Annotated in this window: 28 protein-coding genes and 1 pseudogene; 1 reads left to right on the top strand and 28 read right to left on the bottom strand. The window is 67.7% G+C overall.

Features of this window, described 5'->3' with window-relative positions:
* Window positions 1-32: 32 nt before the first annotated feature.
* The 5 genes and pseudogenes from AB0N16_RS09250 to AB0N16_RS09270 form a co-directional block, all read right to left on the bottom strand.
* Window positions 33-131 (bottom strand): annotated as a pseudogene (locus tag AB0N16_RS09250) (hypothetical protein); the annotation flags it as partial.
* Between the two features lie 33 nt (window positions 132-164).
* A complete protein-coding gene (locus tag AB0N16_RS09255; protein ID WP_365794712.1) occupies window positions 165-1,706 on the bottom strand; it encodes a glycosyltransferase family 39 protein in 1,542 nt (513 codons plus the stop codon).
* On the bottom strand, window positions 1,703-3,472 hold the full coding sequence (locus AB0N16_RS09260) for a hypothetical protein (protein ID WP_365794714.1): 1,770 nt from the start codon (window positions 3,470-3,472) through the stop codon (window positions 1,703-1,705). Before AB0N16_RS09260 ends, AB0N16_RS09255 begins: the two co-directional genes overlap by 4 nt.
* Window positions 3,469-4,473 (bottom strand): glycosyl hydrolase, encoded by a 1,005-nt coding sequence (locus AB0N16_RS09265; RefSeq protein WP_365794716.1) that lies wholly within the window; start codon window positions 4,471-4,473, stop codon window positions 3,469-3,471. Before AB0N16_RS09265 ends, AB0N16_RS09260 begins: the two co-directional genes overlap by 4 nt.
* Window positions 4,470-5,936, bottom strand: coding sequence for a glycosyltransferase family 2 protein (locus AB0N16_RS09270; RefSeq protein ID WP_365794718.1), 1,467 nt, complete (start codon window positions 5,934-5,936; stop codon window positions 4,470-4,472). The genes AB0N16_RS09265 and AB0N16_RS09270 overlap by 4 nt, the downstream gene beginning before the upstream one ends.
* Window positions 5,937-6,751: 815 nt before the next feature.
* Here AB0N16_RS09270 and AB0N16_RS09275 point away from each other — a divergent pair.
* The gene (locus tag AB0N16_RS09275; protein ID WP_365794720.1) at window positions 6,752-11,098 is read left to right on the top strand and encodes a choice-of-anchor D domain-containing protein; all 4,347 of its coding nucleotides are present in this window, start codon (window positions 6,752-6,754) and stop codon (window positions 11,096-11,098) included.
* Window positions 11,099-11,143: 45 nt separating this feature from the next.
* Here AB0N16_RS09275 and truA read toward each other — a convergent pair whose 3' ends face one another.
* The 23 genes from truA to rplP all read right to left on the bottom strand — a co-directional run bounded on the left by truA (window position 11,144) and on the right by rplP (window position 24,159).
* Complete coding sequence (gene truA / locus AB0N16_RS09280) at window positions 11,144-12,001, bottom strand: tRNA pseudouridine(38-40) synthase TruA (protein ID WP_365794722.1); 858 nt, start codon at window positions 11,999-12,001, stop codon at window positions 11,144-11,146.
* 128 nt (window positions 12,002-12,129) lie between these two features.
* Window positions 12,130-12,639, bottom strand: coding sequence for a 50S ribosomal protein L17 (gene rplQ / locus AB0N16_RS09285; protein WP_365794724.1), 510 nt, complete (start codon window positions 12,637-12,639; stop codon window positions 12,130-12,132).
* A 160-nt stretch (window positions 12,640-12,799) separates the two neighbouring features.
* Window positions 12,800-13,822, bottom strand: a complete 1,023-nt coding sequence (locus AB0N16_RS09290; RefSeq protein WP_019055532.1) for a DNA-directed RNA polymerase subunit alpha — start codon at window positions 13,820-13,822, stop codon at window positions 12,800-12,802.
* A 124-nt stretch (window positions 13,823-13,946) separates the two neighbouring features.
* A complete protein-coding gene (rpsK, locus tag AB0N16_RS09295) occupies window positions 13,947-14,351 on the bottom strand; it encodes a 30S ribosomal protein S11 (RefSeq protein ID WP_003956432.1) in 405 nt (134 codons plus the stop codon).
* A 70-nt stretch (window positions 14,352-14,421) separates the two neighbouring features.
* On the bottom strand, window positions 14,422-14,802 hold the full coding sequence (gene rpsM, locus AB0N16_RS09300) for a 30S ribosomal protein S13 (protein ID WP_020941684.1): 381 nt from the start codon (window positions 14,800-14,802) through the stop codon (window positions 14,422-14,424).
* 225 nt (window positions 14,803-15,027) lie between these two features.
* Window positions 15,028-15,141, bottom strand: a complete 114-nt coding sequence (rpmJ, locus tag AB0N16_RS09305) for a 50S ribosomal protein L36 (RefSeq protein WP_003998809.1) — start codon at window positions 15,139-15,141, stop codon at window positions 15,028-15,030.
* Window positions 15,142-15,202: 61 nt separating this feature from the next.
* Window positions 15,203-15,424 (bottom strand): translation initiation factor IF-1, encoded by a 222-nt coding sequence (infA, locus tag AB0N16_RS09310; protein WP_003948620.1) that lies wholly within the window; start codon window positions 15,422-15,424, stop codon window positions 15,203-15,205.
* 275 nt (window positions 15,425-15,699) lie between these two features.
* Window positions 15,700-16,536 (bottom strand): type I methionyl aminopeptidase, encoded by an 837-nt coding sequence (gene map, locus AB0N16_RS09315; protein WP_365794729.1) that lies wholly within the window; start codon window positions 16,534-16,536, stop codon window positions 15,700-15,702.
* 104 nt (window positions 16,537-16,640) lie between these two features.
* Complete coding sequence (locus tag AB0N16_RS09320) at window positions 16,641-17,306, bottom strand: adenylate kinase (RefSeq protein WP_365794731.1); 666 nt, start codon at window positions 17,304-17,306, stop codon at window positions 16,641-16,643.
* Complete coding sequence (secY, locus tag AB0N16_RS09325; protein ID WP_365794733.1) at window positions 17,306-18,619, bottom strand: preprotein translocase subunit SecY; 1,314 nt, start codon at window positions 18,617-18,619, stop codon at window positions 17,306-17,308. Before secY ends, AB0N16_RS09320 begins: the two co-directional genes overlap by 1 nt.
* Before the next feature lie 190 nt (window positions 18,620-18,809).
* Window positions 18,810-19,265, bottom strand: a complete 456-nt coding sequence (gene rplO / locus AB0N16_RS09330; protein WP_003974249.1) for a 50S ribosomal protein L15 — start codon at window positions 19,263-19,265, stop codon at window positions 18,810-18,812.
* Between the two features lie 2 nt (window positions 19,266-19,267).
* Window positions 19,268-19,450 carry a 50S ribosomal protein L30 gene (gene rpmD / locus AB0N16_RS09335; RefSeq protein WP_003974250.1) on the bottom strand — a complete coding sequence of 61 codons (183 nt, stop codon included), beginning with the start codon at window positions 19,448-19,450 and terminating at the stop codon, window positions 19,268-19,270.
* A gap of 2 nt (window positions 19,451-19,452) precedes the next feature.
* Window positions 19,453-20,058 carry a 30S ribosomal protein S5 gene (rpsE, locus tag AB0N16_RS09340; RefSeq protein WP_016645168.1) on the bottom strand — a complete coding sequence of 202 codons (606 nt, stop codon included), beginning with the start codon at window positions 20,056-20,058 and terminating at the stop codon, window positions 19,453-19,455.
* A gap of 36 nt (window positions 20,059-20,094) precedes the next feature.
* Window positions 20,095-20,478: a 50S ribosomal protein L18 gene (gene rplR, locus AB0N16_RS09345; RefSeq protein ID WP_089099426.1), complete on the bottom strand. Its 384-nt coding sequence runs from the start codon at window positions 20,476-20,478 to the stop codon at window positions 20,095-20,097.
* A gap of 3 nt (window positions 20,479-20,481) precedes the next feature.
* Window positions 20,482-21,021 (bottom strand): 50S ribosomal protein L6, encoded by a 540-nt coding sequence (gene rplF, locus AB0N16_RS09350; RefSeq protein WP_365794736.1) that lies wholly within the window; start codon window positions 21,019-21,021, stop codon window positions 20,482-20,484.
* A 24-nt stretch (window positions 21,022-21,045) separates the two neighbouring features.
* The gene (gene rpsH / locus AB0N16_RS09355) at window positions 21,046-21,444 is read right to left on the bottom strand and encodes a 30S ribosomal protein S8 (protein ID WP_030420829.1); all 399 of its coding nucleotides are present in this window, start codon (window positions 21,442-21,444) and stop codon (window positions 21,046-21,048) included.
* Window positions 21,445-21,682: 238 nt separating this feature from the next.
* Entirely contained in the window at window positions 21,683-21,868 is a 186-nt protein-coding gene (locus AB0N16_RS09360) for a type Z 30S ribosomal protein S14 (RefSeq protein WP_003948630.1), read from the bottom strand.
* Window positions 21,869-21,873: 5 nt separating this feature from the next.
* Entirely contained in the window at window positions 21,874-22,431 is a 558-nt protein-coding gene (rplE, locus tag AB0N16_RS09365; RefSeq protein WP_093499638.1) for a 50S ribosomal protein L5, read from the bottom strand.
* Entirely contained in the window at window positions 22,431-22,754 is a 324-nt protein-coding gene (rplX, locus tag AB0N16_RS09370) for a 50S ribosomal protein L24 (RefSeq protein WP_030967306.1), read from the bottom strand. The genes rplE and rplX overlap by 1 nt, the downstream gene beginning before the upstream one ends.
* 2 nt (window positions 22,755-22,756) lie before the next feature.
* Window positions 22,757-23,125: a 50S ribosomal protein L14 gene (rplN, locus tag AB0N16_RS09375; protein WP_003998823.1), complete on the bottom strand. Its 369-nt coding sequence runs from the start codon at window positions 23,123-23,125 to the stop codon at window positions 22,757-22,759.
* Window positions 23,126-23,228: 103 nt separating this feature from the next.
* Entirely contained in the window at window positions 23,229-23,516 is a 288-nt protein-coding gene (gene rpsQ / locus AB0N16_RS09380) for a 30S ribosomal protein S17 (RefSeq protein WP_007384073.1), read from the bottom strand.
* A complete protein-coding gene (rpmC, locus tag AB0N16_RS09385) occupies window positions 23,516-23,740 on the bottom strand; it encodes a 50S ribosomal protein L29 (protein WP_030174543.1) in 225 nt (74 codons plus the stop codon). Before rpmC ends, rpsQ begins: the two co-directional genes overlap by 1 nt.
* Window positions 23,740-24,159, bottom strand: a complete 420-nt coding sequence (gene rplP, locus AB0N16_RS09390; protein ID WP_030788270.1) for a 50S ribosomal protein L16 — start codon at window positions 24,157-24,159, stop codon at window positions 23,740-23,742. The genes rpmC and rplP overlap by 1 nt, the downstream gene beginning before the upstream one ends.

Consider the following 24,159-nt stretch of genomic DNA (forward strand, 5'->3'; position numbering starts at 1 on the left):
GCCCGGAAATGCCAGCCCGCCGCGGTCCAGCGGTCCGCGTCGAGCACCCCCCGCGCCTCGTGACCCAGCTCCGCCATGCAGGCGGCGTGGGTGGCACCGAGGTAGCCGGTGCCGATGACAGTGAGCCGCATCCAGCAGCCTCCCTCACAACTCCGTGTCGGCCGCTACTTGCGCTCGAGAACCTGCACCACGACGTGGTTCAGCTTCACCGTGCGACCGGCCCTGAAGGACTTCTCGATCGCCGCCGCGGTCTTCTCGTTCATGCCGGTGAGCAGCGGGCGCCCGTCGCTGATGGTGGAGACCAGCCACAGCCGGTCGGTGCCCTTGAGACAGCTCGCCGGCTTGCGGCACTCGGTGGCGCCGTAGGACCCGTTCTGCTGCGGGGTGTACTCCATGAGCACGTCCTTGGGGGCCTTGCGGTCCCGCAGTTCGTACGCCATGGCCCGGCGCTCCGACATGCCGCCGTTGAAGATCATCCCGTCGCCGGACCTCTCGCCCGCCGCGACGACGTTCGCCGCGCCCCGGAAGTCCGGTTCCATCGGAAGGTCCTTCTCGGCATCGCCGATCGCCGGCCACGCCACGAAGGCGTACCCGGCCGCCACCACCGCGACCAGCAGCCCGCTCAGCACCTGCGCGCCGGTCCCCCGGCGGGCGTCGGGGTCGAGCCTGCCGACGAGCCGGGTGAGCGCGGCGGCCACCAGCAACGTCCAGGCCGGGATGGTGAACAGCAGGTACCGCGGCAGGAAGAGGTGCAGCTGGTTGGCGGTCACGAAGGTGAGCACCGGCGGCAGGACCGCCCAGGCGGCGAGCAGCACCGAGTACCGCCCGGCCACCAGCAGGCCGACCACGCCGAGGGCGATCGCCGCTCCGCCGGTGATCCACGACCCGAACAGGGTTTCCGGGAGGTGGGTCAGGTCCTTGGTCGTGGTGACGTTCCAGGCGATCTGGCCGCTCTGCCCGGTGCCCTGCGCCACCATCGGGAAGGTGATGGACAGTCCCAGCATGGCCGCGCCGGCGAAGGCGTAGTGGGCGATGCGGTCGCCCCGCTTCTTGGCCAGGAAGACGAGCCACACGTGCCCGGCGAGCACCGCCATGGCCACCAGGTGACTGAACCCCGTGGCCGCGATGGCGAGCGCGTACAGCGTCCAGTTGCGCAGGCTCGGCCTGTCCAGCGCGCGGATCAGCCACAGGGTGGCCAGCAGCGCGAACATCGTCGCGAAGGCGTACGGCCGGGCCTCCTGACCGTACCGGGTGATCATCGGCACCACCGCGAACAGCAGCCCGGCCAGCACCCCGGTGCGCACCGCGAACATCCGGCGCCCCAGCAGCCCGACCAGACCGGCCGAGACCGCCATGGCCAGCGCCTCCGGCAGCCGCAGCATCGTCGCAGAGTCCCCGGCGACGTCGATCCACAGATGCATCACCGCGTAGTACGGCGCGATCACGACATCGATGCTGCCGATCAGCCGGCCAAGGTCGTGCCACGAGATCGTGGACGCCCACCATGTGGCGTGCTCGTCGCGCCACAACTGGCGCCCGCCGAGCCCCGGCACCACACAGGCGGCGGCGACCAGGGCGGGCAGCACGAAGGCGAGCCACGCCGAGCCACGGCCGGCGCCGTCGGCGGACCGCCGGTGCTCGGAGGACGCTCCCTCCCCGGATTCCTGGGCGGCCGTCTCGTCGACCGACGGTGTGTACGCAGTCATCGCTTCACCCAGATCCGGTACGGCTCCTGTCCGCCGTCCTTGTCGGAGGGCCGCAGCACGGCCAGCAGCCGGTAGTCCGCGTTGCCGCGCAGCGCCTCGGGAACGGAGGCGGCCCGCAGCACGATCGCGTCGTAGGAGCCCTTCTTCACCTGGGCCGCCAGAGCCGCGCCCCGCTCGGCCGGGCGCCACTGGGCGGCCTTCGTCTGCGCCCGAAGGTAGTAGGCGGAGATCTCCGGGTCGTCCGTCAGGTACTGGCCCTTGGTGTCCACGACCTCGCGCAGGGCGCCGACCATGGCGGCCGAGTCCGGCGGCCGGTACAGCTCCCGGGTCTGTGCCATGCCGATGACCAGGGCGGCGACGTAGAGCATGATGCCGATCTGCGGGTACCGGAAGTGGGCGCCCATCATCCGCGAGACACCGAGACCGGCCATCGGCACCGCGAAGAGCAGTCCGAAACCGACGTGGATGTACAGCGAGCTGCCGTTGCCCAGCCATGCCTGATAGAGCGGGGCGAGCAGGGCGGTGGCACACATCGTCAGACCGAGCAACGAGCGCCGGATCGCGCCCGGTGCGCTGCCTTCGGCCCAGGGCATCTCGCCCATCCGGGCCCGTCGGATGAAGCCGACGGCACCGATCACGGCGACGAGCAGAACGACGCCGCCCCACTCGGCGCTCTCCTTGAGCAGTTCGACGGCACTGTCGGTGCCCTTCACGTTCCAACCGCTCGGTGTGCCGGCGAGCTGGATGCCTGCGAAGCACAGGGCGCCGGTGGCCACGGCGAAGATCGCGCCCCGCACGAAGGCTCCCACGCCGCGGAAGCGGTAGGCGGTCAGTACGGCGAGCACGGTCAGCGTGGGCAGATACAGGGCTGCCGAGTAGGCGGCGAACGGCGCGAGGGCCGCGAAGGGCGCCGCGAGCAGCACGGCCGCGGGGCTGGCCTGCCGGGTCCGGGCCAGCAGCCACAGGGCGGCGGCAAGCAGGAACAGCGACAGGGAGTGCAGGGAGGCGTAGCGGCCGGTGAAGGCGGTCGATTCCAGCACGGAGTACATGGCGGCGGCCGCGAGAGCGGCTCGCGCGTTGAACAGCAGCCGGGTGGCGCCGAACAGCAGCGCCGTGGCCCCCAGCGCCCACGCCAGGCTCAGCACCCGGGCCCCGGCGAGGCCGAGCTGGGAGACCAGGCCCGACAGCTCGCCGTCGGACGTCAGGAACTTCGCCTCGTGGGGGAAGGCGCTGCCGTCGAGCCGGAAGGACAGCCCGGCCTGCACGAGCAGGATCAGGAGCAGGACGCCCCGGCTGATCCACGCCGAGCGGCTGTTGTCGACCGACCAGGCCGACACCGGGACCTCGGGCAGCACATAGCCCGGCTCGGGCTCGGGCTCCGGCTCGGGGTCGAGGACGGTGTACTCAGGGACGTAGTACTCGGCGTCGGAACCGCCCGTGTAGGGACGCGCGTAGTGCTGTTGCGCGGCGGTCGGCTGCTGCGGAATGTACGGCTGCCCGGCATACGGCTGCTGATGGCCGTAACCCTGCTGATCACCGTAGGTCTGCTGTTCGCCGTAGGCCTGCTGTTCACCGTAGGTCTGCTGTTCGCCGTAGGCCTGCCGATCACCGTAGGCCTGCTGTTCGCCGTAGGCCTGCTGTTCGCCGTAGGCCTGCTGTTCGCCGTAGGCCTGGTGCTGCTGCTCGGTGTAGGGCGGGTATTGCTGCTGCCAGTCCTGCTGCTGCCCGGGCTCCGACCAGCCGCCGTCCTGCTGCTGCGTGGTCATGAACGCGGCACCTCGAATCCGAAGTCGTCGTCGGCGATGAGGCGCTTGAACTCGGCCAGGGCGAGCGGGCTGCTCTGGATGCGCCAGTCGGCCCGCTTGGCGATGTTGAACCACAGGAAGCCGATGACGTCCTTGTCCTCCTTCACGCCCCCGAGCAACGCGCGCACATCGGCGCGCCGCCGCTCCCCGGGCTCGGACGAGGTCTCGCTGATCAGCACCGGCTTGTCGGTGAACGCGTCGATCTGGCTGCGGGTCGGGCCGTAGAGGCTGTCGAAGGTGTGCGCGCCGGTCCGCGTCCAGTAGCCGACGATGCCGACCCAGTCCACGTAGGCGTCACCGGGCCAGTACGGCTTCAGCTTCACGGAGGGGACCGGGTTGATGACGTTCGGGCTCCACACCCAGATGACGTTGGTGGCGCCGACCTTCTGGAAGACGTCGTGGATGTGCCGCCACGCCTTCACGAAGGTCGCGGGGGTGGTGTCCTTGGTGCCCCACGGGTACCACTGGCCGTTCATCTCGTGGCCGAAGCTGATCGCCACGGGCACGTTCGTCTTGCGCACGCTGTCCGCGTACTTCTTGATGTACGTGTCCTGCGAGCCGTCGGCGATCTTGTCGACACCGGGCTTGAACGGCTCCCACGACACGTACATCAGGCCGCCGTCGCCGAAGACGTTCTGGGCGCCCTCGGCGTTGAAGCCGTCGCCCCACGACGAGAAGGAGCCGACCATGTTGGGCTTCTTGCCGACGGTCTTCGCGAAGGCGTCCACCGGCTTCTGCGAGCTGGGCGCGCCGTTCAGGGCCACCCCGAAGTAGTCCCTGCCGGGGTGCAGCAGCGGTTTCACGTCGTACGGAGGCTCCGCCTCCGATCCCTTCGAGGACCCGGCGGCCGGTTTCTTCGCGGCCTCGGCGGCGGGGTCGTCACCGCCGAGCACGCCGCAGCCGGCGACCGCCGCCAGCGCCATCAGCGCCGCGCACAGCGGCAGGACGGTCTTGCGGATCATGCGGGTTCACCTGCTGAGGTGTGTTCCTTGGGCTGGATGAGCGCTCGCGCGACGACCAGCGCGTAGAACAGCCCGGAGGACAGGACGAGAGCGAAGTCCGGCGGGTAACCGGTGAACAGCCGGTACACGGCCGCGCCGACCCAGACCACGGCGGTGCCCCCGCCCCAGATCCACAGGCCGAGCCAGAACCGGCGGGTCTTGTTCTTCTTCGCGCCCTTGGAGCCGGTCGGCTGCCAGCCCATGCGCTGCTTGCGCAGGATGTCCCAGATGGCGAAGACATGCGCCCAGCCGTACATCATCCGTGCCGACCATGCCTCCAGCCGGTACGGCGCCTTGTGCCACATCGGGAAGACGAGGGTGGTGTAGGCGATGCTGGGCAGCACCCAGACAAGATGCTTGACCTGCAGCATCTCGGGGCTGGTGAGCAGCAGCATGATGGGCACGAGCGGCGCGAGGAAGGTGAAGAGCGCCGTGTGGATGTAGTAGAAGAAGCCGGACATGTAGCAGAGCCGGCTGGAGAAACTGATCGGCGCGTCCCAGAACTTCTTGCTGGCGAGCAGCGACATCGAGCCGGAGCACCAGCGGTACTGCTGGTTGAAGAAGGCCCCGGCGGTGTCCGGGCACACGCCCGTGGACAGCGCGACCGGCACGTACTTCAGGTCCCAGCCGAGCCCGCGCAGGTCGAACCCGGTGTGCACGTCCTCGGAGTGCTCGATGAGGGTCGTGCCGCCGTTGGTGTCCAGCGCGGCCCGCCGGTAGATGGCGCAGGAGCCGACGCAGATGGCGCCGTCACTGTTCTGCCGGGACACCTGCACGGACCGGTAGAACAGCTCCTGCACGGCACCGGCCCCGCGCTCGATCCAGTTCTGCGAGTCCAGCACCCGGAAGTACTGCGGGGACTGCACGATCCCGATGCGTTCGTCGGCCTCCATGTACGGCAGCAGCTCCTCCAGGAGGTCGGAGCGCGGCGTGAAGTCGGCGTCGAGGATCAGGATGTACTTGCCCTCGGACTGACCGAACCCGAAGTGCAGGTTGCCCGCCTTCTTGAACCAGCCGCGGTTCTCGCGGGTGCCGTAGCGGAAGCCGAAATCCCGGGCCATGGCGGCCAGCTCGGGGCTCGCGCCGTCGTCGAGGACGAAGGGCACACAGGTGCCGGGGTAGCGGTCGGCCAGCTGCCGCACATGGGTCCAGGTGTTGTGCAGCACCTCGATGGGCTCGCCGCACACCGGCAGGAAGACGTCGACGCTGGGGTAGACGCGGGGCCGCCAGTCACGGACGAGCTGCTGGTGGTACTCGAAGTCGAAGTCGCGCGTGAAGCCGTTGACCCGCAGCGACACGAGGTAGTAGACGACGGTGAAGAACAGCGGCGGCGCGAAGATCCACATCAGTGGGCTGGCCTTGGTCAGCGCCACTTGGCTGACGGTCAGGCACCCGAAGCTGACGATCGAGGCGAGCGTCAGCACCCACAGGCGCCTCTTGACGTACGAATACTTCTCCGCATGCGACGGCGGCGCGGGCAGAAGTCCCAGGGGCGCCTGCTCGGCGCCACGCTTTCCTCCACGCCTTGTGGATCGATGCCCCCCGGCACCGGCCACTCCGGACACGCGGGCAGAGTCAATGGATGACATTCCCACCCTCCGGGCCATGTGCCCGATGTGTTCCCCACCCCAAAGAAGAACCCCTTTCGAACAAAGGGGCCAGACAGGAAACGTTATCCGAGAGGTGTGAATGACGTAAGGGCAGCATAGAGACGATTGCCCGACAAGTCCCTTTATGTACCTTATTTTTGTTGAAGAGTGGGGTAACCAACAGGTTTCAGATCCGGACGACCCGGGCAGATGCCTCTAGTTGTGCGCTTCTTGTCACACCTCTGCGGCCCTGGATACTGCTCGCCGCGGGCGGTGCCACCGCGCCTCCCCCAACAAGAGCCCCCAGTACGGCGCGCGCGCCGACAACTCGGCCTGCGTCACGGTCAGCTCGGGTCACCTTCAGGGCGTCCCGTCCTCGCGGCAGAGCGGCTCCGGCAACGCGAAGCCCATGAAGGCCACGCTCCTGGGCGCGGACCGGGAACGCGCCGTTCCCGCTGACGATGCCGAAGCGAAACGCGCCTCATAGTGCCCAAAAACCTCAACTGATGATAAGAACAACCAATTAGTCTTCACATGTGTGCCGCACCCGTGTCCACTCCGGGTGCGAACACGAGGGGGGTCACGAATTGCCCTGGTTTTCCATGCCCGCACGCGGTGGCCGTCATCGTCGCATCCGGCCGCGCACATGGTTGGTATCCGTCGCGGCCGCGGCCACCGCGGCGCTGATCGGCACGACGATCAGCCTGGTCGCGCCCTCGGCCCAGGCCGACCAGAACACCCAGGGCGTGGACAACCTGCGCACCAACTGGGATCAGGACGAGGCCTCGCTCTCCCCGGCGGTCGTCCAGTCCTCCGCCTTCGGCCGGCTCTTCGCCACCAAACTGGACGGGCAGATATACGCCCAGCCACTGGTGCTCGGTGACCAGGTGATCGCCGTCACCGAGAGCAACACCCTGTACGGCCTCGACCGCACCACCGGTGCGATCGAGTGGAGCAAGAACTACGGGCCGGCCTGGCCGGCCTCGGCGATCGGCTGCGGGGATCTCGTGCCCGACATCGGCGCGACCGCGACGCCGGTCTACGATCCGTCCACCAACTCCCTCTACTTCACCACCAAGGTCGACGACGGTACCTCCACCCACCGCCACCCCAAGTGGCTGATGCACGCGGTGGACCCCGCTTCCGGAGCCGAGCGCTCCGGGTGGCCGGTCACCATCGCCGGAAGCCCCGTCAACGACCCGAGCAGCGCCTTCGACGCCTACTACGAGCAGCAGCGCCCCGGCCTGCTGCTGATGGACGGCGTCGTCTACGCGGGCTTCGGCGCCCACTGCGACGCATGGCCGTACCGCGGCTATGTGGTCGGGGTGAGCACCACCGCGCACAGCATCACCTCGATGTGGTCCACGGTGACCGGTACCGGCACCGGTGGCGCAGGCATCTGGCAGTCGGGCGGCGGGCTGGTCTCGGACGGGCCCGGCCGGATCTTCTTCAGCACCGGCAACGGCATCAGCCCGGCGCCCGGTTCGGGCAAGACCGTGCAGGGAACCCTTGCCGAGTCCGTCGTGCGCCTCCAGGTCGGCGCGGACAACAAGCTCGGTACGGCCGACTTCTTCAGTCCGAGCAACGCCGCCACCCTGGACCTCAACGACCAGGACATCTCCTCCGGCGCCCCGATGGCGCTGCCGGACGGCTTCGGCACCAGCGAGCACCCCCACCTGCTGGTCCAGCAGGGCAAGGACGGGCGGGTGTTCCTGCTCGACCGCGACAACCTCGGTGGCATGGGCCAGGGCGTCCAGGGCGGCGACGCGGCGGTGAGCGTGTCCGGCCCCTACCAGGGCATGTGGGGGCACCCCGCGTTCTGGGGCGGCGCCGGCGGCTATGTCTACGTCGTCGGCAACCAGGGCCCGCTGCGCGCCCTCAAGTACGGCGTGCGCAACGGCGGTACGCCCACGCTCACCCTCACCGGCCAGAGCCAGGACACCTTCGGCTACACCAGCGGCTCACCCCTGGTCACGTCAAACGGCACGGACGAGTCCAGTGCCCTGGTGTGGATGACGTCCGCCGGCAACGCCTCCGGGGCCGACGGCACTCTGCGCGCCTACAGCCCCACCCCCGACGGCAACGGCCTTCTCCAGCTGCTGTGGTCGGCACCGATCGGCACCGCGACGAAGTTCAGCACGCCCACCGCCGAGGGCGGCAAGGTGTACGTCGGCACCCGGGACGGTGTGCTCTACGGCTTCGGCAGCCCGGCCCGGACGGCGCTGACCGCGGCCTCGCTGGACTTCGGCCAGGTCGGCGTGGGCAGCAGTAGCTCGGCAGGCATGAAGCTGACCGCCACGCAGGACGTCAGCATCACCGGACTGAAGGCCTCCGGCGCGTTCACGGTCGACCCGTCCGCCGTACCCACCCCCGAGGAGCCCACGGCGCTGGCGACGGACGCCACCCTCGACCTGCCGATCAGCTTCGCCCCCACCACCACCGGCGGCGTCAACGGCACGCTGACGGCGAACCTCTCCGACGGCCAGAAGCTGGTCTTCGCCCTCCACGGCGTCGGCACCAGGCCCGGCCTGGGGGCGGCACCCGCCGCCCTGGACTTCGGGGAGGTCCCCACCGGCAGCACCTCGACGCTGAACCTCCAGATCACCAACACCGGTACCGAACCGGAGACCGTCGACTCGGTCGACGCGCCCGGCGGCGCGTTCTCCGCCTCGGGGCTGCCGAGCACGGGGACGGTCGTACCGGCCGGTGGCTCGTTCGTGCTCTCGGTCACCTACACGCCGACCGCCGACCAGGTCGACGGCGACGCGCTCGTGGTCACCAGCAGCGGCGACGGTGCCACCCACACGCTGAGCGTGCCGGTAACCGCGACGGCCATCACCGGGCAGGGACACCTGGAGTTCTCCACCAGCTCACTGGAGTTCGGCCAGGTCCCGATCGGCAGCTCCAAGTCGCTGTCGTTCACCCTCACCAACACCGGCAACATCCCGGTGACGGTGACCAAGGCCAAGGCGCCGACCGGTGACTTCAACAGCCCGGTGCAGCTGTCGGAGGGGCTGATCATCGGCCCGGAGCAGACCGCCGTGCAGAGCGTGACGTTCACCCCCCGCTCGGCCGCGGACCTGAGCGCCTCCTACGAGGTCACCGGCACCGGGACCGACGCGAACGGCAACAGCCAGGGCGCCATGTACGTGCAGGTCAAGGGCACCGGCACCGGCACCGCCACGACCACCTCGGTCGCCGACGGGAAGTGGCGGACCAACGGCTCGGCGGTCCCGGCCGACGGCGGCGGGGTCCAGCTGACCCCGGCCACCGGCAACCAGGCGGGCACGGCGGTGTACACCGAGCCGCTGCGCACCGACGGTCTGCGGACCACCTTCACCGCGAAGTTCGGCCCCGGCACCGGCGGCAGGGGCATGACGCTCACGCTGCTCGACCCGGACCAGAACTCCCCCGCGGCACTGGGCGGGACCGGTGACAGCCTCGGCATCGCGGGGCGGCCGGGCACGGTGATCGCGCTCGGCAGCGGCTGGAACAACACGCTCAAGGTGCAGAACTTCGTGGGCGTCGGCCGCAGCTCGGCCGGCTCGTCGGCGATCGCCTACCAGTCGGTGGTCCCCCTCACCACCTCCCTGCGCCAGGGCACCCACCAGGTCGACATCCAGGTGGCCACCGGCCACCTGTACGTCTGGATCGACGGGAAGCCGGTGATGGACGCGACACCGACGCTGACGTCCACCGCGCTCGTGGCCTTCTCCGGTGCCACCGGCGCCACCTCCGACGTGCAGACGGTGAGCGGCCCGGTCATCAGCGAGGCGACACCGGCGACGACCTCGCTCCACCTCACCGCCCCGAGCACCGGTGTCCCCGGCCGGTCGCTGACCGTCGCCGGCACCCTGACCTCGTCCGCGGCGCTTGCCGCGGGCCAGGTCGCGCACATCACGCGGAACGGGACAGCGCTGCCCGATGCGGCGACGAAGGCGGACGGCTCCTTCACCTTCACCGACACCCCGCCTGCGGAGGGCACCTACACCTACGCCGCGAGCTACGCGGGGGACGCGACACACGGGACGGCGAGCACGACCACCCTCGTCCAGGTGTCCAAGCTGGCCACCTCGGTCAGTCTGACGGCCCCGGCCACGGCCACCCGCGCGCGGCAGCTGACCGTGTCCGGCACGCTCTCCGGCTCGCCCTTCGCCGCCGGTGGGGTCGTCAAGGTCACGAGGACCGACCTCGCACACACCTCCGGCACCGCACTCGCCGACGCGAAGGTCGCCGCGGACGGTTCGTTCACGTTCGCGGACACCCCGCAGATCGGCGGCGCCAACACCTACCAGGTGACCTACGGCGGCGACGTCTCGCACAAGCCGGGCAGCACCGACGCCACCGTCCAGATCTCCCGGGCCTCGACGTCCCTGACCATCGCCACCGACCACGCGACCTACTCGTACGGCCAGACCGCGAAGGTCACCGCTCACCTCGGCACGACGTACAACAAGCGCACGGCGGCGATCTACGCCCAGCCGTTCGGCGGCACGTCGGTCCTGGTGAATTCGGGGAAGGTGGACAGCCACGGCAATCTGACCGGGTCCTACAAGCTCGCCCGCAACACCACGTTCAGCGCGGTGTTCGCCGGCGACTACCGGTACGCCCCGAAGACCGTCGCCCGCAGTGTGCAGTCCCATGTGCGCGTCTCGGAGAAACTGTCCGGCTACTACACGAACACGCACTACGGCAGCACTCTCTACCGGGTGTACCACCACACCGCCAAGGAGCAACTGGACGTCACGGTCACACCCGACAAGGCCGGCCAGTGCGTCCTCTTCCGCGTGCAGCGCTACTACAGCGGTACCTGGCACACGCAGACCACCACTCCCTGCGCACCCCTGAGTTCCGCCAGCGCCGGCCGCCACAAGACGTCTCTGACCAACTCCGTGGGCAGCAGGTTCCGCATCGCCGCGGAGTACGTCCGGAGCAGTAGGGACAACACCAACCTCAGCACCTGGGGCGCCTGGCAGTACTTCACCGTCAGGCAGTGAGCACGAGTCCCGCCCTCGGCCGCCGGCCGAGGGCGGGACTCCCTCTCAGCATCCGCCGCACGCCGGCAGCGACCGCTTGTTCCGCGCCTCCTTGTTCCGCGCCGCCAGCAGTTCGTCCGCCGGATAGCCCACCTCTTCCAGGGTCAGCCCGTGCGGTCGTACGACGTGTACGGCCGAGTCCCTGACCCCCGCGGCCAGCACCTTCCCCGGCCACTCCGGCCCACGGTGGCCGTCCCCGACGAACAGCAGCGCGCCGATCAGGGACCGCACCATGTTGTGGCAGAAGGCGTCGGCCCGCACGGTGGCCGTGATGATCCCGTCGGTCCCCCGCCGAAGGCTCAGCTCCTGGAGCGTCCGGATGGTCGTGGCCCCCTCCCGGCGCTTGCAGTACGCGGCGAAGTCGTGCTCCCCCAGCAGCCGGCCGGCCGCCTCGTTCATGGCGTCGACGTCCAGCGGCCAGTCGTGCCACAGGACGTGGTTGCGCAGCAGGGGGTCCACTCCCCCGGGGTGGTCGGTGACCCGGTACGCGTACCGGCGCCAGATCGCGGAGAACCGGGCGTTGAAACCGTCGGGGGCCTCCGTGAGCGACCACACCCGTACGTCCTTGGGCAGCCGCCCGGCCAGCCGCTTGAGCAGCTTCTCCCCCTGCTCCGCCCACAGTTGCCCAGGCAGATCGACATGCGCCACCTGGCCGCGGGCGTGCACCCCGGCATCGGTCCGCCCGGCGACGGTCAGCTCGTACGTCGTCTCCCCCGACCGCGTCACCGTCCGCAGCGCGTCCTCGATCTCCCCCTGGACGGTCCGCTTCCCCCCGGCCTGCTTGGCCCAGCCGTGGAAGTGGGTGCCGTCGTAGGACAGGTCGAGACGGATACGGACATGGCCGGGCTGAACTTCGTCACTCACAGGAGAATCCTCTCAAGGCAAGAAAAGCGGGCCCGTCCCAGGAAAGGGACGGACCCGCTCACGCGCCCTTTCAGGGGCGCGGGGAACTGCGCGACCAGCCACCAACGGACCGGCAGCCAAAGGACGGCTTACGCCTCCTTCGACTCCTCGGCCTCGTCAGCCTTGGCGTCCTCGACGACCTCGGTCTCCTCGGCCTTGGTCTCCTCGGCCTTGACCTCGGCGTCCTTGGCGGCACGCTTCGTCGCGGCCTCGGCCTCACCCGTCGCCTGCTGCGCGACCGTCAGCGCCTCGACCAGCTCGATGACAGCCATGGGCGCGTTGTCGCCACGACGGTTACCGATCTTGGTGATACGGGTGTAGCCACCCGGACGGTTCTCGTACCGCGGGCCGATCTCGGTGAAGAGCGTGTGCACGATGCTCTTGTCCGTGATGACCTGGAGCACCTGACGGCGGTTGTGAAGGTCGCCCTTCTTCGCCTTGGTGACCAGACGCTCGGCGTACGGCCGCAGACGGCGGGCCTTCGCCTCGGTGGTGGTGATACGGCCGTGCTCGAACAGCGCCTTCGCGAGGTTCGCGAGGAGCAGCTTCTCGTGCGCGGCGCTGCCGCCCAGACGGGCACCCTTGGTGGGCTTCGGCATGGTTCTTCTCCTGTGTGTCTGCCCCGGCCGTATCAGGTACCGGAGTCAGTATCCGAGCAGACGGTCGTCTGTCGGAGACCCCGCGCCCCAAGGGGCGCGGGGAACTGCGCGACCAGCCACAACGGTCCCGCAGCCAAGAATGGGCAGTCGGTCCCGAGCCTTAGTACTGCTCGGTCTCGACGAACCCGGCGTCGACGTCGTCATCGGCCCCGAAGGCGTCAGCCGCAGCCGTCGGGTCGAATCCGGGCGGGCTGTCCTTGAGGGCCAGGCCCATGCCGGCCAGCTTCGCCTTGACCTCGTCGATGGACTTCGCACCGAAGTTGCGGATGTCCAGGAGGTCGGCCTCGGAGCGCGCCACGAGCTCACCCACGGAGTGGATGCCCTCACGCTTGAGGCAGTTGTAGGAGCGGACCGTGAGCTCCAGCTCCTCGATCGGCAGCGCCAGGTCGGCGGCCAGGGCGGCGTCCGTGGGGGACGGGCCCATGTCGATGCCCTCGGCGTCAATGTTCAGCTCGCGGGCGAGACCGAACAGCTCGACCAGGGTCTTACCGGCCGACGCCATGGCGTCACGCGGCCGCATGGCCTGCTTCGTCTCGACGTCGACGATCAGCTTGTCGAAGTCGGTGCGCTGCTCGACACGGGTCGCCTCGACCTTGTACGTGACCTTCAGAACGGGCGAGTAGATGGAGTCGACCGGGATACGGCCGATCTCCTGGCCCACCTGCTTGTTCTGCACGGCGGAGACGTAACCGCGGCCGCGCTCGACCGTCAGCTCCATCTCCAGCTTGCCCTTGCCGTTGAGCGTGGCGAGGACCAGGTCGGGGTTGTGCACCTCGACACCGGCCGGGGGCGCGATGTCGGCGGCGGTGACCAGACCCGGGCCCTGCTTGCGCAGGTACATCACGACCGGCTCGTCGTGCTCCGAGGAGACGACCAGCTGCTTGATGTTGAGGATCAGGTCGGTGACGTCCTCCTTGACGCCCGGCACGGTGGTGAACTCGTGCAGGACACCGTCGATACGGATGGACGTGACCGCCGCACCCGGGATCGAGGACAGAAGAGTCCGGCGGAGGGAGTTGCCGAGGGTGTAGCCGAAGCCCGGCTCCAGCGGCTCGATCACGAACCGGGAGCGGAACTCGTCGACGACCTCTTCGGTCAACGAGGGACGCTGAGCGATCAGCATGGTGTGGATCCTTCAGTTGCGGGCGCCCGCTATTTGACGCCCTACTGGTACTGCAAGGGTACGGGCGATACGGCCCTTTTACGGAGCCGTACCGCCCGGAAACCTCAGGCCCGAAGGCGTCGCGTCAGACGCGGCGGCGCTTCGGCGGACGGCAGCCGTTGTGCGGGGTCGGGGTGACGTCCTGGATGGAGCCGACCTCGAGGCCCGTGGCCTGCAGGGAACGGATCGCGGTCTCACGACCGGAACCCGGGCCCTTCACGAACACGTCGACCTTGCGCATGCCGTGCTCCTGGGCGCGGCGGGCAGCCGACTCGGCCGCCATCTGCGCGGCGAACGGCGTGGACTTCCGGGAGCCCTTGAAGCCGACGTGGCCGGCGGAGGCCCAGGAGATCACGTTGCCGGACGGGTCCGTGATGGAGACGATCGTGTTGTTGAACGTGCTCTTGATGTGCGCGTGGCCGTGAGCGACGTTCTTCTTTTCCTTGCGGCGCACCTTCTTGGCAGCGCCCTGACGACCCTTGGGGGGCATCTAGTAACTCCTACGGGGAGGTGGTCGGTCCTACAGCGAAGACCGCTGATGAAGCGTTGTCCGCTGAGGACTACTTCTTGCCCGGCTTCTTCTTGCCGGCGATGGCGCGACGCGGGCCCTTGCGGGTGCGGGCGTTGGTGCTGGTGCGCTGACCGCGGACGGGCAGACCGCGGCGGTGACGCAGACCCTGGTAGCAGCCGATCTCGACCTTGCGGCGGATGTCGGCCTGGATCTCGCGACGGAGGTCACCCTCGGTCTTGATGTTGTTGTCGACGTACTCACGAATCGCGACCAGCTGCTCTTCAGTCAGGTCACGGACGCGGGTGTTCGGGTCGATGCCGGTCTCGGCCAGCGTCAGCTGGGAGAGCGTACGGCCGATGCCGAACACGTAGGTGAGGGCGACTTCCACACGCTTTTCGCGCGGGATGTCAACACCGGAAACGCGTGCCACTTCAATGGCTCCTGGTGATCTTCGGAGGTCTTCCGCAGGACCGGATCCCGGCCGCCGGCCTCTTCACGCTGTTTCAAAAGATGCAGCCAAAGAGTAGGTACGACCTGGGTCCCCGGCCTCCGAACCGGGGGTGTCGAGCCGTATGAGGCTCGGGCCCTGCGTATGAACAAATTCAGCTTGCGTCGCGCGAAACTCTGCGATGGATGCAGAGGGATCGGTCGTGCGTCAGCCCTGGCGCTGCTTGTGGCGCGGGTTCTCGCAAATGACCATGACCCGACCGTGACGGCGGATCACCCTGCACTTGTCGCAGATCTTCTTGACGCTCGGCTTGACCTTCATGGGATTGAGGTTCTCCGGGTCAGTTGCCGGCAGCCCCGCTCACACGGGACCTGGGCAAGATCTACTTGTATCGGTAGACGATCCGGCCACGCGTCAGGTCGTACGGAGACAGCTCCACCACGACCCGGTCGTCAGGGAGGATGCGGATGTAGTGCATACGCATCTTGCCGCTGATGTGTGCCAGGACCTGGTGGCCGTTCTGGAGCTCGACCTTGAACATCGCGTTCGGAAGAGACTCGACGACAGTGCCCTCGATCTCGATGGCACCTTGCTTCTTGGCCACGCTTCGCCCTTCGAATCGACTACCTTGATCGACTCCCACGCTTCCCGCTCGGGATACCCCCACGGGCGCATGCGGACATGCGGGTGCACGAGAGCCGACGAGTCAGTCTACGTCAGCGCACCCGGAAAGACGAATCGGTGAAGTCTGCCCCACAGAGCAGATCGTTAAGCGCACGGGAAGGTGGCGCCCCTTCAGGGGCGCGGGGCCGTGCCGACATGCGGCTCCGCCGCGCGGGCGCGCCAAGCACCCACCGGGGCCGCAGATCCGAAAACGTGTCAGCCCAACGGATCAGGGGCGGCGGAAACGCCGTGCTCCGCCAGCTTCGCCTTGCCGCCGTCGGGAGACGTCAGCACCAGGGGACCCTCTTCGGTCAGCGCAACGCTGTGCTCCCAGTGCGAGGACCAGGTCCCGTCGGTCGTGATGACCGTCCAGTCGTCCTCCAGCACCTCGGTCCGCGGCGTCCCCAGGGACACCATCGGCTCGATGGCCAGGCAGAACCCGGGGACCAGCTTCGGCCCCTTCCCCCGTCGCCGGTCGACGTAGTTCAGCAGGTGCGGGTCCATGTGCATCTCGGTGCCGATGCCATGGCCGCCGTAGTCCTCGATGATCCCGTACCTGCCGCCGCCCGGCTTCGGCTGCCGGCGGATGTACGTCTCGATCGCCCGGGAGACGTCGACCAGCCGGTTGCCCTGCTTCATCGCCGCGATTCCGGCCCACATCGACTCCTCGGTCACCCGGGAGAGTTCGATCAGCTCCGGAGCGTGACCGGAGCCCACGAAGGCCGTGTAGGCCGCGTCACCGTGCCAGCCGTCGACGATCGCGCCGCAGTCGATGGAGATGATGTCGCCGTCCTTGAGGACGACGTTCTCCGCGGGGATGCCGTGGACGACCACGTCGTTGACGGACGTGCAGATGGTGGCCGGGAAGCCGCCGTACCCGAGGAAGTTCGACCGGGCGCCGTGCTCGGCGAGGACCTTGCGGGCCACCTCGTCCAGGTCCTTGGTGCTGGCACCGGGGACCGCCACCTCGCGGGTGGCCGCGTGGATGGCGGCTACGACCAGGCCCGCCGCCCGCATCTTGGCGATCTGCTCGGGGGACTTGATCTGCACCATGGGGGCCTGCGCTCTCCGTCACTCACGTCAACGTCAACCGGATACCTGTACAACAGTACGGCCGCGGCACCCGAGGGGGCACCGCGGCCGGAACCGCCGTGGAACTACTTCTTGTCGTCCTCGTTCTGCCCCAGCGCGTCCAGCGCCCGCCGGGTGACCTCCTCCACCGGGCCCAGCGAGGAGATCGTACGGACCAGGCCCTGCGACTTGTAGTAGTCGATGATGGGCTCGGTCTGTGTGTGGTAGACCTCCAGCCGCGTACGGACGGTGTCCTCGGAGTCGTCGTCGCGCTGGTACAGCTCGCCGCCGCAGACGTCGCAGACGCCCTCGACCTTCGGCGGGGTGTACGTGACGTGGAAGACGTGGGACGAGTCGTTGCGGCAGATGCGGCGGCCCGCGATCCGCTTGACGACCTCGTCCTCCGAGACCTCCAGGTCGAGCACGGCGTCGAGCTTGATGCCCTCGTTCTTCAGCAGCTCGTCGAGCGCCTCGGCCTGCGAGACGTTGCGCGGGAACCCGTCCAGCAGGAAACCACCGGTGGCGTCCGGCTGCTCCATGCGGTCCTTGGCCATGGCGATGGTGACCTCGTCCGGGACGAGGTTGCCGGCGTCCATGTAGGACTTCGCGAGCTTCCCGAGCTCCGTCTGCTGGCTGATGTTGGCCCGGAACAGGTCACCCGTGGAGATGTGCGGGATCTTCAGCTTCTCGGCGAGGCGAACGGCTTGCGTTCCCTTACCGGCTCCCGGCGGCCCGACGAGGACGATTCGCATCAGCGGAGGAACCCTTCGTAATTGCGCTGCTGAAGCTGGCTCTCGATCTGCTTCACCGTTTCGAGGCCCACACCCACGATGATCAGGATGCTGGTACCACCGAACGGGAAGTTCTGGCTTGCCCCAAAGCCAACCAACGCCATCGTCGGTACGAGAGCGATCAGGCCCAGATACAGCGAACCCGGCCAGGTGATCCGGTTGAGCACGTACGACAGGTACTCAGCGGTCGGTCGGCCAGCCCGGATGCCCGGGATGAAGCCACCATACTTCTTCATGTTGTCGGCTACTTCTTCGGGGTTGAAGGAGATGGCGACATAGAAGAACGCGAAGAAAACGATGAGCAAGAAGTACAGCGTGATGTAAGTCGGGTGGTTGCCCTTGGTCAGGTTCGTCTCGATCCAGGTCTTCCAGCTCGAGTTGCCACCGGCGAACTGCGCCACGAGTGCCGGGATGTAGAGCAGCGACGAGGCGAAGATGACCGGGATCACACCGGCCTGGTTCACCTTGAGCGGGATGTACGTGGACGTGCCACCGTAGGACCGGCGGCCGATCATGCGCTTCGCGTACTGGACCGGGACCCGGCGCTGCGCCTGCTCGACGAAGACCACCAGGGCGACCATGACCAGGCCGACCGCGATGACGGTGCCGAACTCGATCCAGCCGCCCGCCAGGGTGCCCTGCTTCTTGATGGCCCACAGCGCGGACGGGAACGTCGCGGCGATCGAGATGAACATCAGGATCGACATGCCGTTGCCGATGCCGCGGTCGGTGATCAGCTCACCGAGCCACATGACGACGGCCGTACCGGCGGTCATGCAGACCACCATCGTGATCGTGGTGAAGATCGCCTGGTCCGGCACGATGCTGGAGGCGACCGTGCAGCCGGAGAAGAGGGCGCCACTGCGGGCGGTGGCCACCAGGCCGGTGCCCTGCAGGATGGCGAGGGCCACCGTCAGGTAACGCGTGTACTGGGTGATCTTCGCCGTACCTGCCTGGCCCTCCTTCTTCAGGGCTTCCAGACGCGGGATGACCACGGTCAGCAGCTGAAGGATGATGCTGGCGGTGATGTACGGCATGATGCCGAGCGCGAAGATCGTGATCTGGAGCAGCGCGCCGCCGCTGAACATGTTGACGAGACCGAACAGGCCCTGGTTGCCGGAGGCCTCGTTCACACACGTCTGGACGGCTTTGTAGTTGACGCCGGGGATCGGGATATGGGTGCCGACCCGGTAGACCACGATGATGGCCAGCGTGAAGAGCAGCTTCTTGCGCAGGTCGGGCGTCCTGAACGCCCGGGCGAACGCGGTGAGCACGGTGCCTCCTGCGACCCCCGCGCAACTGCGTCAAGGGTGACGGTCTTGAGGTTCGACGAATAAGGAAAAAGAACAGCGCGGGCCACCTTACCGGCGACCACGCCCCCCTAGGAACGACCAACCGGGGATACCCCACTGTGAGGGTATCCCCGGTCGGGATCGCTTACGTCATCGATGACGTCCGAGATGCTCAGACGAGCTCGGTGACGGTGCCGCCGGCTGCGGTGATCTTCTCCTTGGCGGAGCCGGAGACGGCGTCGACCGTCACCTGCAGCGCCACGGAGATCTCACCCTGGCCGAGCACCTTGACCAGGCTGTTCTTGCGAACGGCACCCTTGGCGACGAGCCCCTCGACGGTGACCTCGCCACCCTCCGGGTACAGCGCGGCCAGCTTGTCGAGGTTCACGACCTGGAACTCGGTCTTGAACGGGTTCTTGAAGCCCTTCAGCTTCGGAAGACGCATGTGGAGGGGCATCTGGCCACCCTCGAAGCGCTCCGGAACCTGGTAACGGGCCTTCGTGCCCTTGGTACCACGACCGGCCGTCTTACCCTTCGACGCCTCACCACGACCCACACGGGTCTTGGCGGTCTTGGCGCCGGGGGCCGGACGGAGGTTGTGGATCTTGAGCGGGTTGTTCTCCGCCATGATCAGTCGACCTCCTCGACCGTCACGAGGTGGCGGACGGTGTGCACCATGCCGCGGAACTCGGGGCGGTCCTCCTTGACGACCTGCGTGTTGATGCCCTTGAGACCAAGGGAACGCAGGGTGTCACGGTGGTTCTGCTTGCTGCCGATGTAGGACTTGACCTGCGTAATCTTGAGCTGCGCCATGATTACGCACCCGCCCCGGCACGCGCACGCAGCAGAGCCGCGGGGGCGACGTCCTCGAGGGGCAGACCGCGGCGGGCCGCGATCTCCTCGGGACGCTGCAGGCCCTTGAGGGCCGCCACGGTCGCGTGCACGATGTTGATCGCGTTGTCGGAGCCCAGGGACTTCGACAGGATGTCGTGAACGCCGGCGCACTCCAGCACGGCACGCACGGGACCACCGGCGATAACACCGGTACCCGGCGAAGCCGGCTTGAGCAGGACGACGCCCGCGGCCTTCTCACCCTGGATGGGGTGCGGGATGGTGCCCTGGATACGGGGGACCTTGAAGAAGTGCTTCTTGGCCTCCTCAACACCCTTGGCGATGGCGGCCGGCACCTCCTTGGCCTTGCCGTAACCGACACCCACGGTGCCGTCACCATCGCCCACCACGACCAGCGCGGTGAAGCTGAAGCGACGACCACCCTTCACAACCTTGGCGACGCGGTTGATCGCGACAACGCGCTCAACGTACGCGGTCTTCTCGGCGGCAGCAGCGCCGCCGTCACGGCCCTTCCGGTCCCGCCGCTCGCCGCCACCGGCACCGCCACCGCGGCGCTGGGGTCCAGCCATTGGATTACCTCTCTCTTTCCGCTAGCTACAAGCGGCTCAGAACTTGAGCCCGGCTTCGCGGGCGGCGTCCGCCAGGGCAGCGATGCGCCCGGCGTACTGGTTGCCACCACGGTCGAACACCACGGCCTCGACACCGGCGGCCTTGGCACGCTCGGCGACCAGGGCGCCGACCTGCTTGGCCTGCGCGGACTTGTCACCCTCGCCACCGCGGACCGAGGTGTCCAGCGTGGACGCCGACGCCAGGGTGTGACCCTTGATGTCGTCGATCACCTGGGCCACGATGTGGCGGTTGGAGCGGGTAACGACCAGACGGGGACGCTCCGCCGTACCGGAAATGTTCTTACGGATCCGGATGTGGCGGCGCTTGATCGCGGCGCGCTTGTAGGCGTCGCCCTTGAGGATCTTCTGTCCGTATGCCATGGCTTACTTACCCGCCTTTCCGACCTTGCGGCGGATGACTTCGCCCTCGTACTTGACGCCCTTGGCCTTGTACGGGTCGGGCTTGCGCAGCTTGCGGATGTTGGCCGCGACCTCGCCGACCTTCTGCTTGTCGATGCCCTCGACCGAGAACCGGGTGGGGTTCTCGACCTTGAAGCTGATGCCCTCGGGGGCCTCGACGAGGATCGGGTGGCTGTAACCGAGCGCGAACTCGAGGTTCGAGCCCTTGGCGGTCACGCGGTAACCGACACCGCTGATCTCGAGCTTCTTCACGTAACCCTGGGTCACGCCGGTGATCATGTTCGCCACCAGCGTGCGGGACAGGCCGTGCAGGGCCTTGTTCTGACGCTCGTCGTTCGGGCGGGTCACCTGCAGGGTGCTGTCCTCGCCCTTGACGACCTCGATCGGTGCCGAGACGGTGTGGGTCAGCTCGCCCTTGGGGCCCTTGACCTTGACCGTACGGCCGTCGATGGTGACGTCCACGCCGGCGGGAACCGCGATGGGGAGCTTGCCGATGCGCGACATAGCTGTTTCCTCCGTTCCCTTCTGCTACCAGACGTAGGCGAGGACTTCCCCACCCACGCCCTTCTTGCCGGCCTGCTTGTCGGTGAGGAGCCCGTGCGACGTGGAGATGATCGCCACGCCCAGGCCGCCGAGCACCTTCGGCAGGTTGGTGGACTTCGCGTACACCCGGAGACCGGGCTTGGAGATGCGCTTGATGCCCGCGATGGAGCGCTCACGGTTGGGACCGAACTTCAGGTCCAGGACGAGGTTCTTGCCGACCTCGGCGTCCTCGACCTTCCAGCCCGTGATGAAGCCCTCCTGCTGGAGGATCTCCGCGATGTGAGACTTGATCTTGGACGCCGGCATCGTCACGGAGTCGTGGTATGCCGAGTTCGCGTTCCGCAGACGCGTAAGCATGTCTGCGATCGGATCAGTCATGGTCATGAATTGGCCTTCGGCCTCTCTCGCCGGGGTTTCCAGGTGCCCATCCCTCTCCTCGATCCGAGACGAGGCGGGTGCGGTGCGGTGGACCTACGGCGTAGTAAGCGTCTAATAGCGGGCTTTACGCCCGCGGGCGTCCGGGACGTCAGGCGCCCAACCCTCCTAGCCTAAGCCATGAAAGGGTGGGCGCCTGACACGCCCATTGCTTACCGAGAGCTTCGGGAATCCCTAAGTACCGGGATTACCAGGAGCTCTTGGTCACGCCCGGCAGCTCGCCACGGTGAGCCATCTCACGAAGGCACACGCGGCACAGGCCGAACTTGCGGTACACGGAGTGCGGGCGGCCACAACGCTGGCAGCGGGTGTAGCCACGCACACCGAACTTCGGCTTGCGAGCAGCCTTGGCAATCAGAGCCTTCTTCGCCATCTCGCTCACGCCTCCTTGAACGGGAAGCCGAGGTGACGAAGGAGCGCGCGGCCCTCAGCGTCGTTGGTCGCCGTGGTCACCACGGTGATGTCCATACCCCGGGTGCGGTCGATCTTGTCCTGGTCGATCTCGTGGAACATGACCTGCTCCGTGAGACCGAAGGTGTAGTTGCCACGGCCGTCGAACTGCTTGGGGGACAGACCACGGAAGTCGCGGATGCGCGGCAGCGCGAGCGACAGGGTGCGGTCCAGGAACTCCCACATGCGGTCGCCACGGAGCGTGACGTGGGCACCGATCGGCTGACCCTCACGCAGCTTGAACTGCGCGATGGACTTGCGGGCCTTGGTGACGGCCGGCTTCTGACCGGTGATGGTGGTCAGGTCGCGGATCGCGCCCTCGATCAGCTTCGAGTCACGGGCGGCGTCGCCGACACCCATGTTGACCACGATCTTGACGAGGCCGGGGATCTGCATGACGTTCTCGTACTTGAACTCGTCACGCAGCTTGCCCGCGATCTCCTCGCGGTACTTCAGCTTCAGACGCGGAGCAGTGGTGGTAGCCATCAGATGTCCTCACCCGTCCGCTTGGCAACGCGGATCTTGTTGCCTTCGTCGTCGAAGCGGTAACCGACACGCGTGACAACCTTGTTGCCGTCCTTCTCAACGACCAGCTGGACGTTGGAGACGTGGACGGGCGCCTCGGTCGTGACGATGCCGCCGGCCTGCGAACCGCGAGCGGTCGGACCGGCCTTGGTGTGCTTCTTGACCCGGTTGACACCCTCGACCAGGACCCGGTCCTCGCGGGGGTAGGCCGCGATGACCTTGCCCTGCTTGCCCTTGTCCTTACCGGTGATGACCTGAACCAGGTCGCCCTTCTTGATCTTCATGCTTACAGCACCTCCGGAGCCAGCGAGATGATCTTCATGAACTTCTTCTCGCGCAGCTCGCGCCCGACCGGGCCGAAGATGCGGGTGCCGCGAGGGTCGCCGTCGTTCTTCAGAATGACGGCGGCGTTCTCGTCGAAGCGGATGTACGAGCCGTCCGGGCGACGGCGCTCCTTGACGGTGCGAACGATGACCGCCTTGACGACGTCACCCTTCTTCACGTTGCCGCCGGGGATCGCGTCCTTGACGGTGGCGACGATGACGTCACCGATGCCCGCGTAGCGGCGACCGGAGCCACCGAGCACACGGATGCAAAGGATTTCCTTCGCACCAGTGTTGTCGGCGACGCGCAGTCGCGACTCCTGCTGGATCACGTCTATCTCCTGTTTGTCTGCCGGTTCCCCGGGCGGGTGCGAAGGTTACACACCCGCCCGGAGCCTGGCGGAACTGTCCTGCGAGGAATGCCCCGCAGGAGATTTACTTGGCCTTCTCGAGGATCTCGACGACGCGCCAGCGCTTGGTCGCCGACAGCGGGCGGGTCTCCGCGAGGAGGACCCGGTCGCCGACGCCGGCAGCGTTCTGCTCGTCGTGCGCCTTGAGCTTGTTGGTACGGCGGATGACCTTGCCGTACAGCGCGTGCTTGACGCGGTCCTCGACGGCGACGACGACGGTCTTGTCCATCTTGTCGCTGACGACGAGACCCTCACGGGTCTTGCGGAAGCCGCGGGCCTCTGCAGTCTGCTCAGTCACGTTGCTCTCACTCATCAGGCGCTCTCCACCGTCTCGATGCCCAGCTCGCGCTCACGCATCAGGGTGTAGATCCGCGCGATGTCCTTACGGACGGCCTTCAGCCGACCGTGGTTCTCGAGCTGACCGGTCGCCGCCTGGAAGCGGAGGTTGAACAGCTCTTCCTTGGCCTCGCGGAGCTTGCCAAGAAGCTCCTCGTTGCCCAGCTCGCGCAGCTCGGACGCCTTGGTACCGGCCGACATCACGCTTCACCTGCCTCGCGCTTGACGATCCGGCACTTCATCGGCAGCTTGTGGGCTGCGCGAGTCAGGGCCTCACGGGCGATCTTCTCGTTGGGGTAGGACAGCTCGAACATGACCCGGCCCGGGTGCACGTTCGCGATCCACCACTCGGGAGAACCCTTACCGGAACCCATGCGGGTCTCGGCAGGCTTCTTCGTCAGCGGGCGGTCCGGGTAGATGTTGATCCAGACCTTGCCGCCACGCTTGATGTGGCGGGTCATCGCGATACGAGCCGCTTCGATCTGGCGGTTGGTCACGTACGCCGGCGTGAGGGCCTGGATGCCGTACTCGCCGAACGCGACCGTGGTACCGCCCTTGGCCTCACCGCGACGCTTCGGGTGGTGCTGCTTGCGGTGCTTGACCCTACGGGGGATCAGCAT

Source organism: Streptomyces sp. NPDC051105, from assembly GCF_040682795.1.
GTDB lineage: Bacteria > Actinomycetota > Actinomycetes > Streptomycetales > Streptomycetaceae > Streptomyces.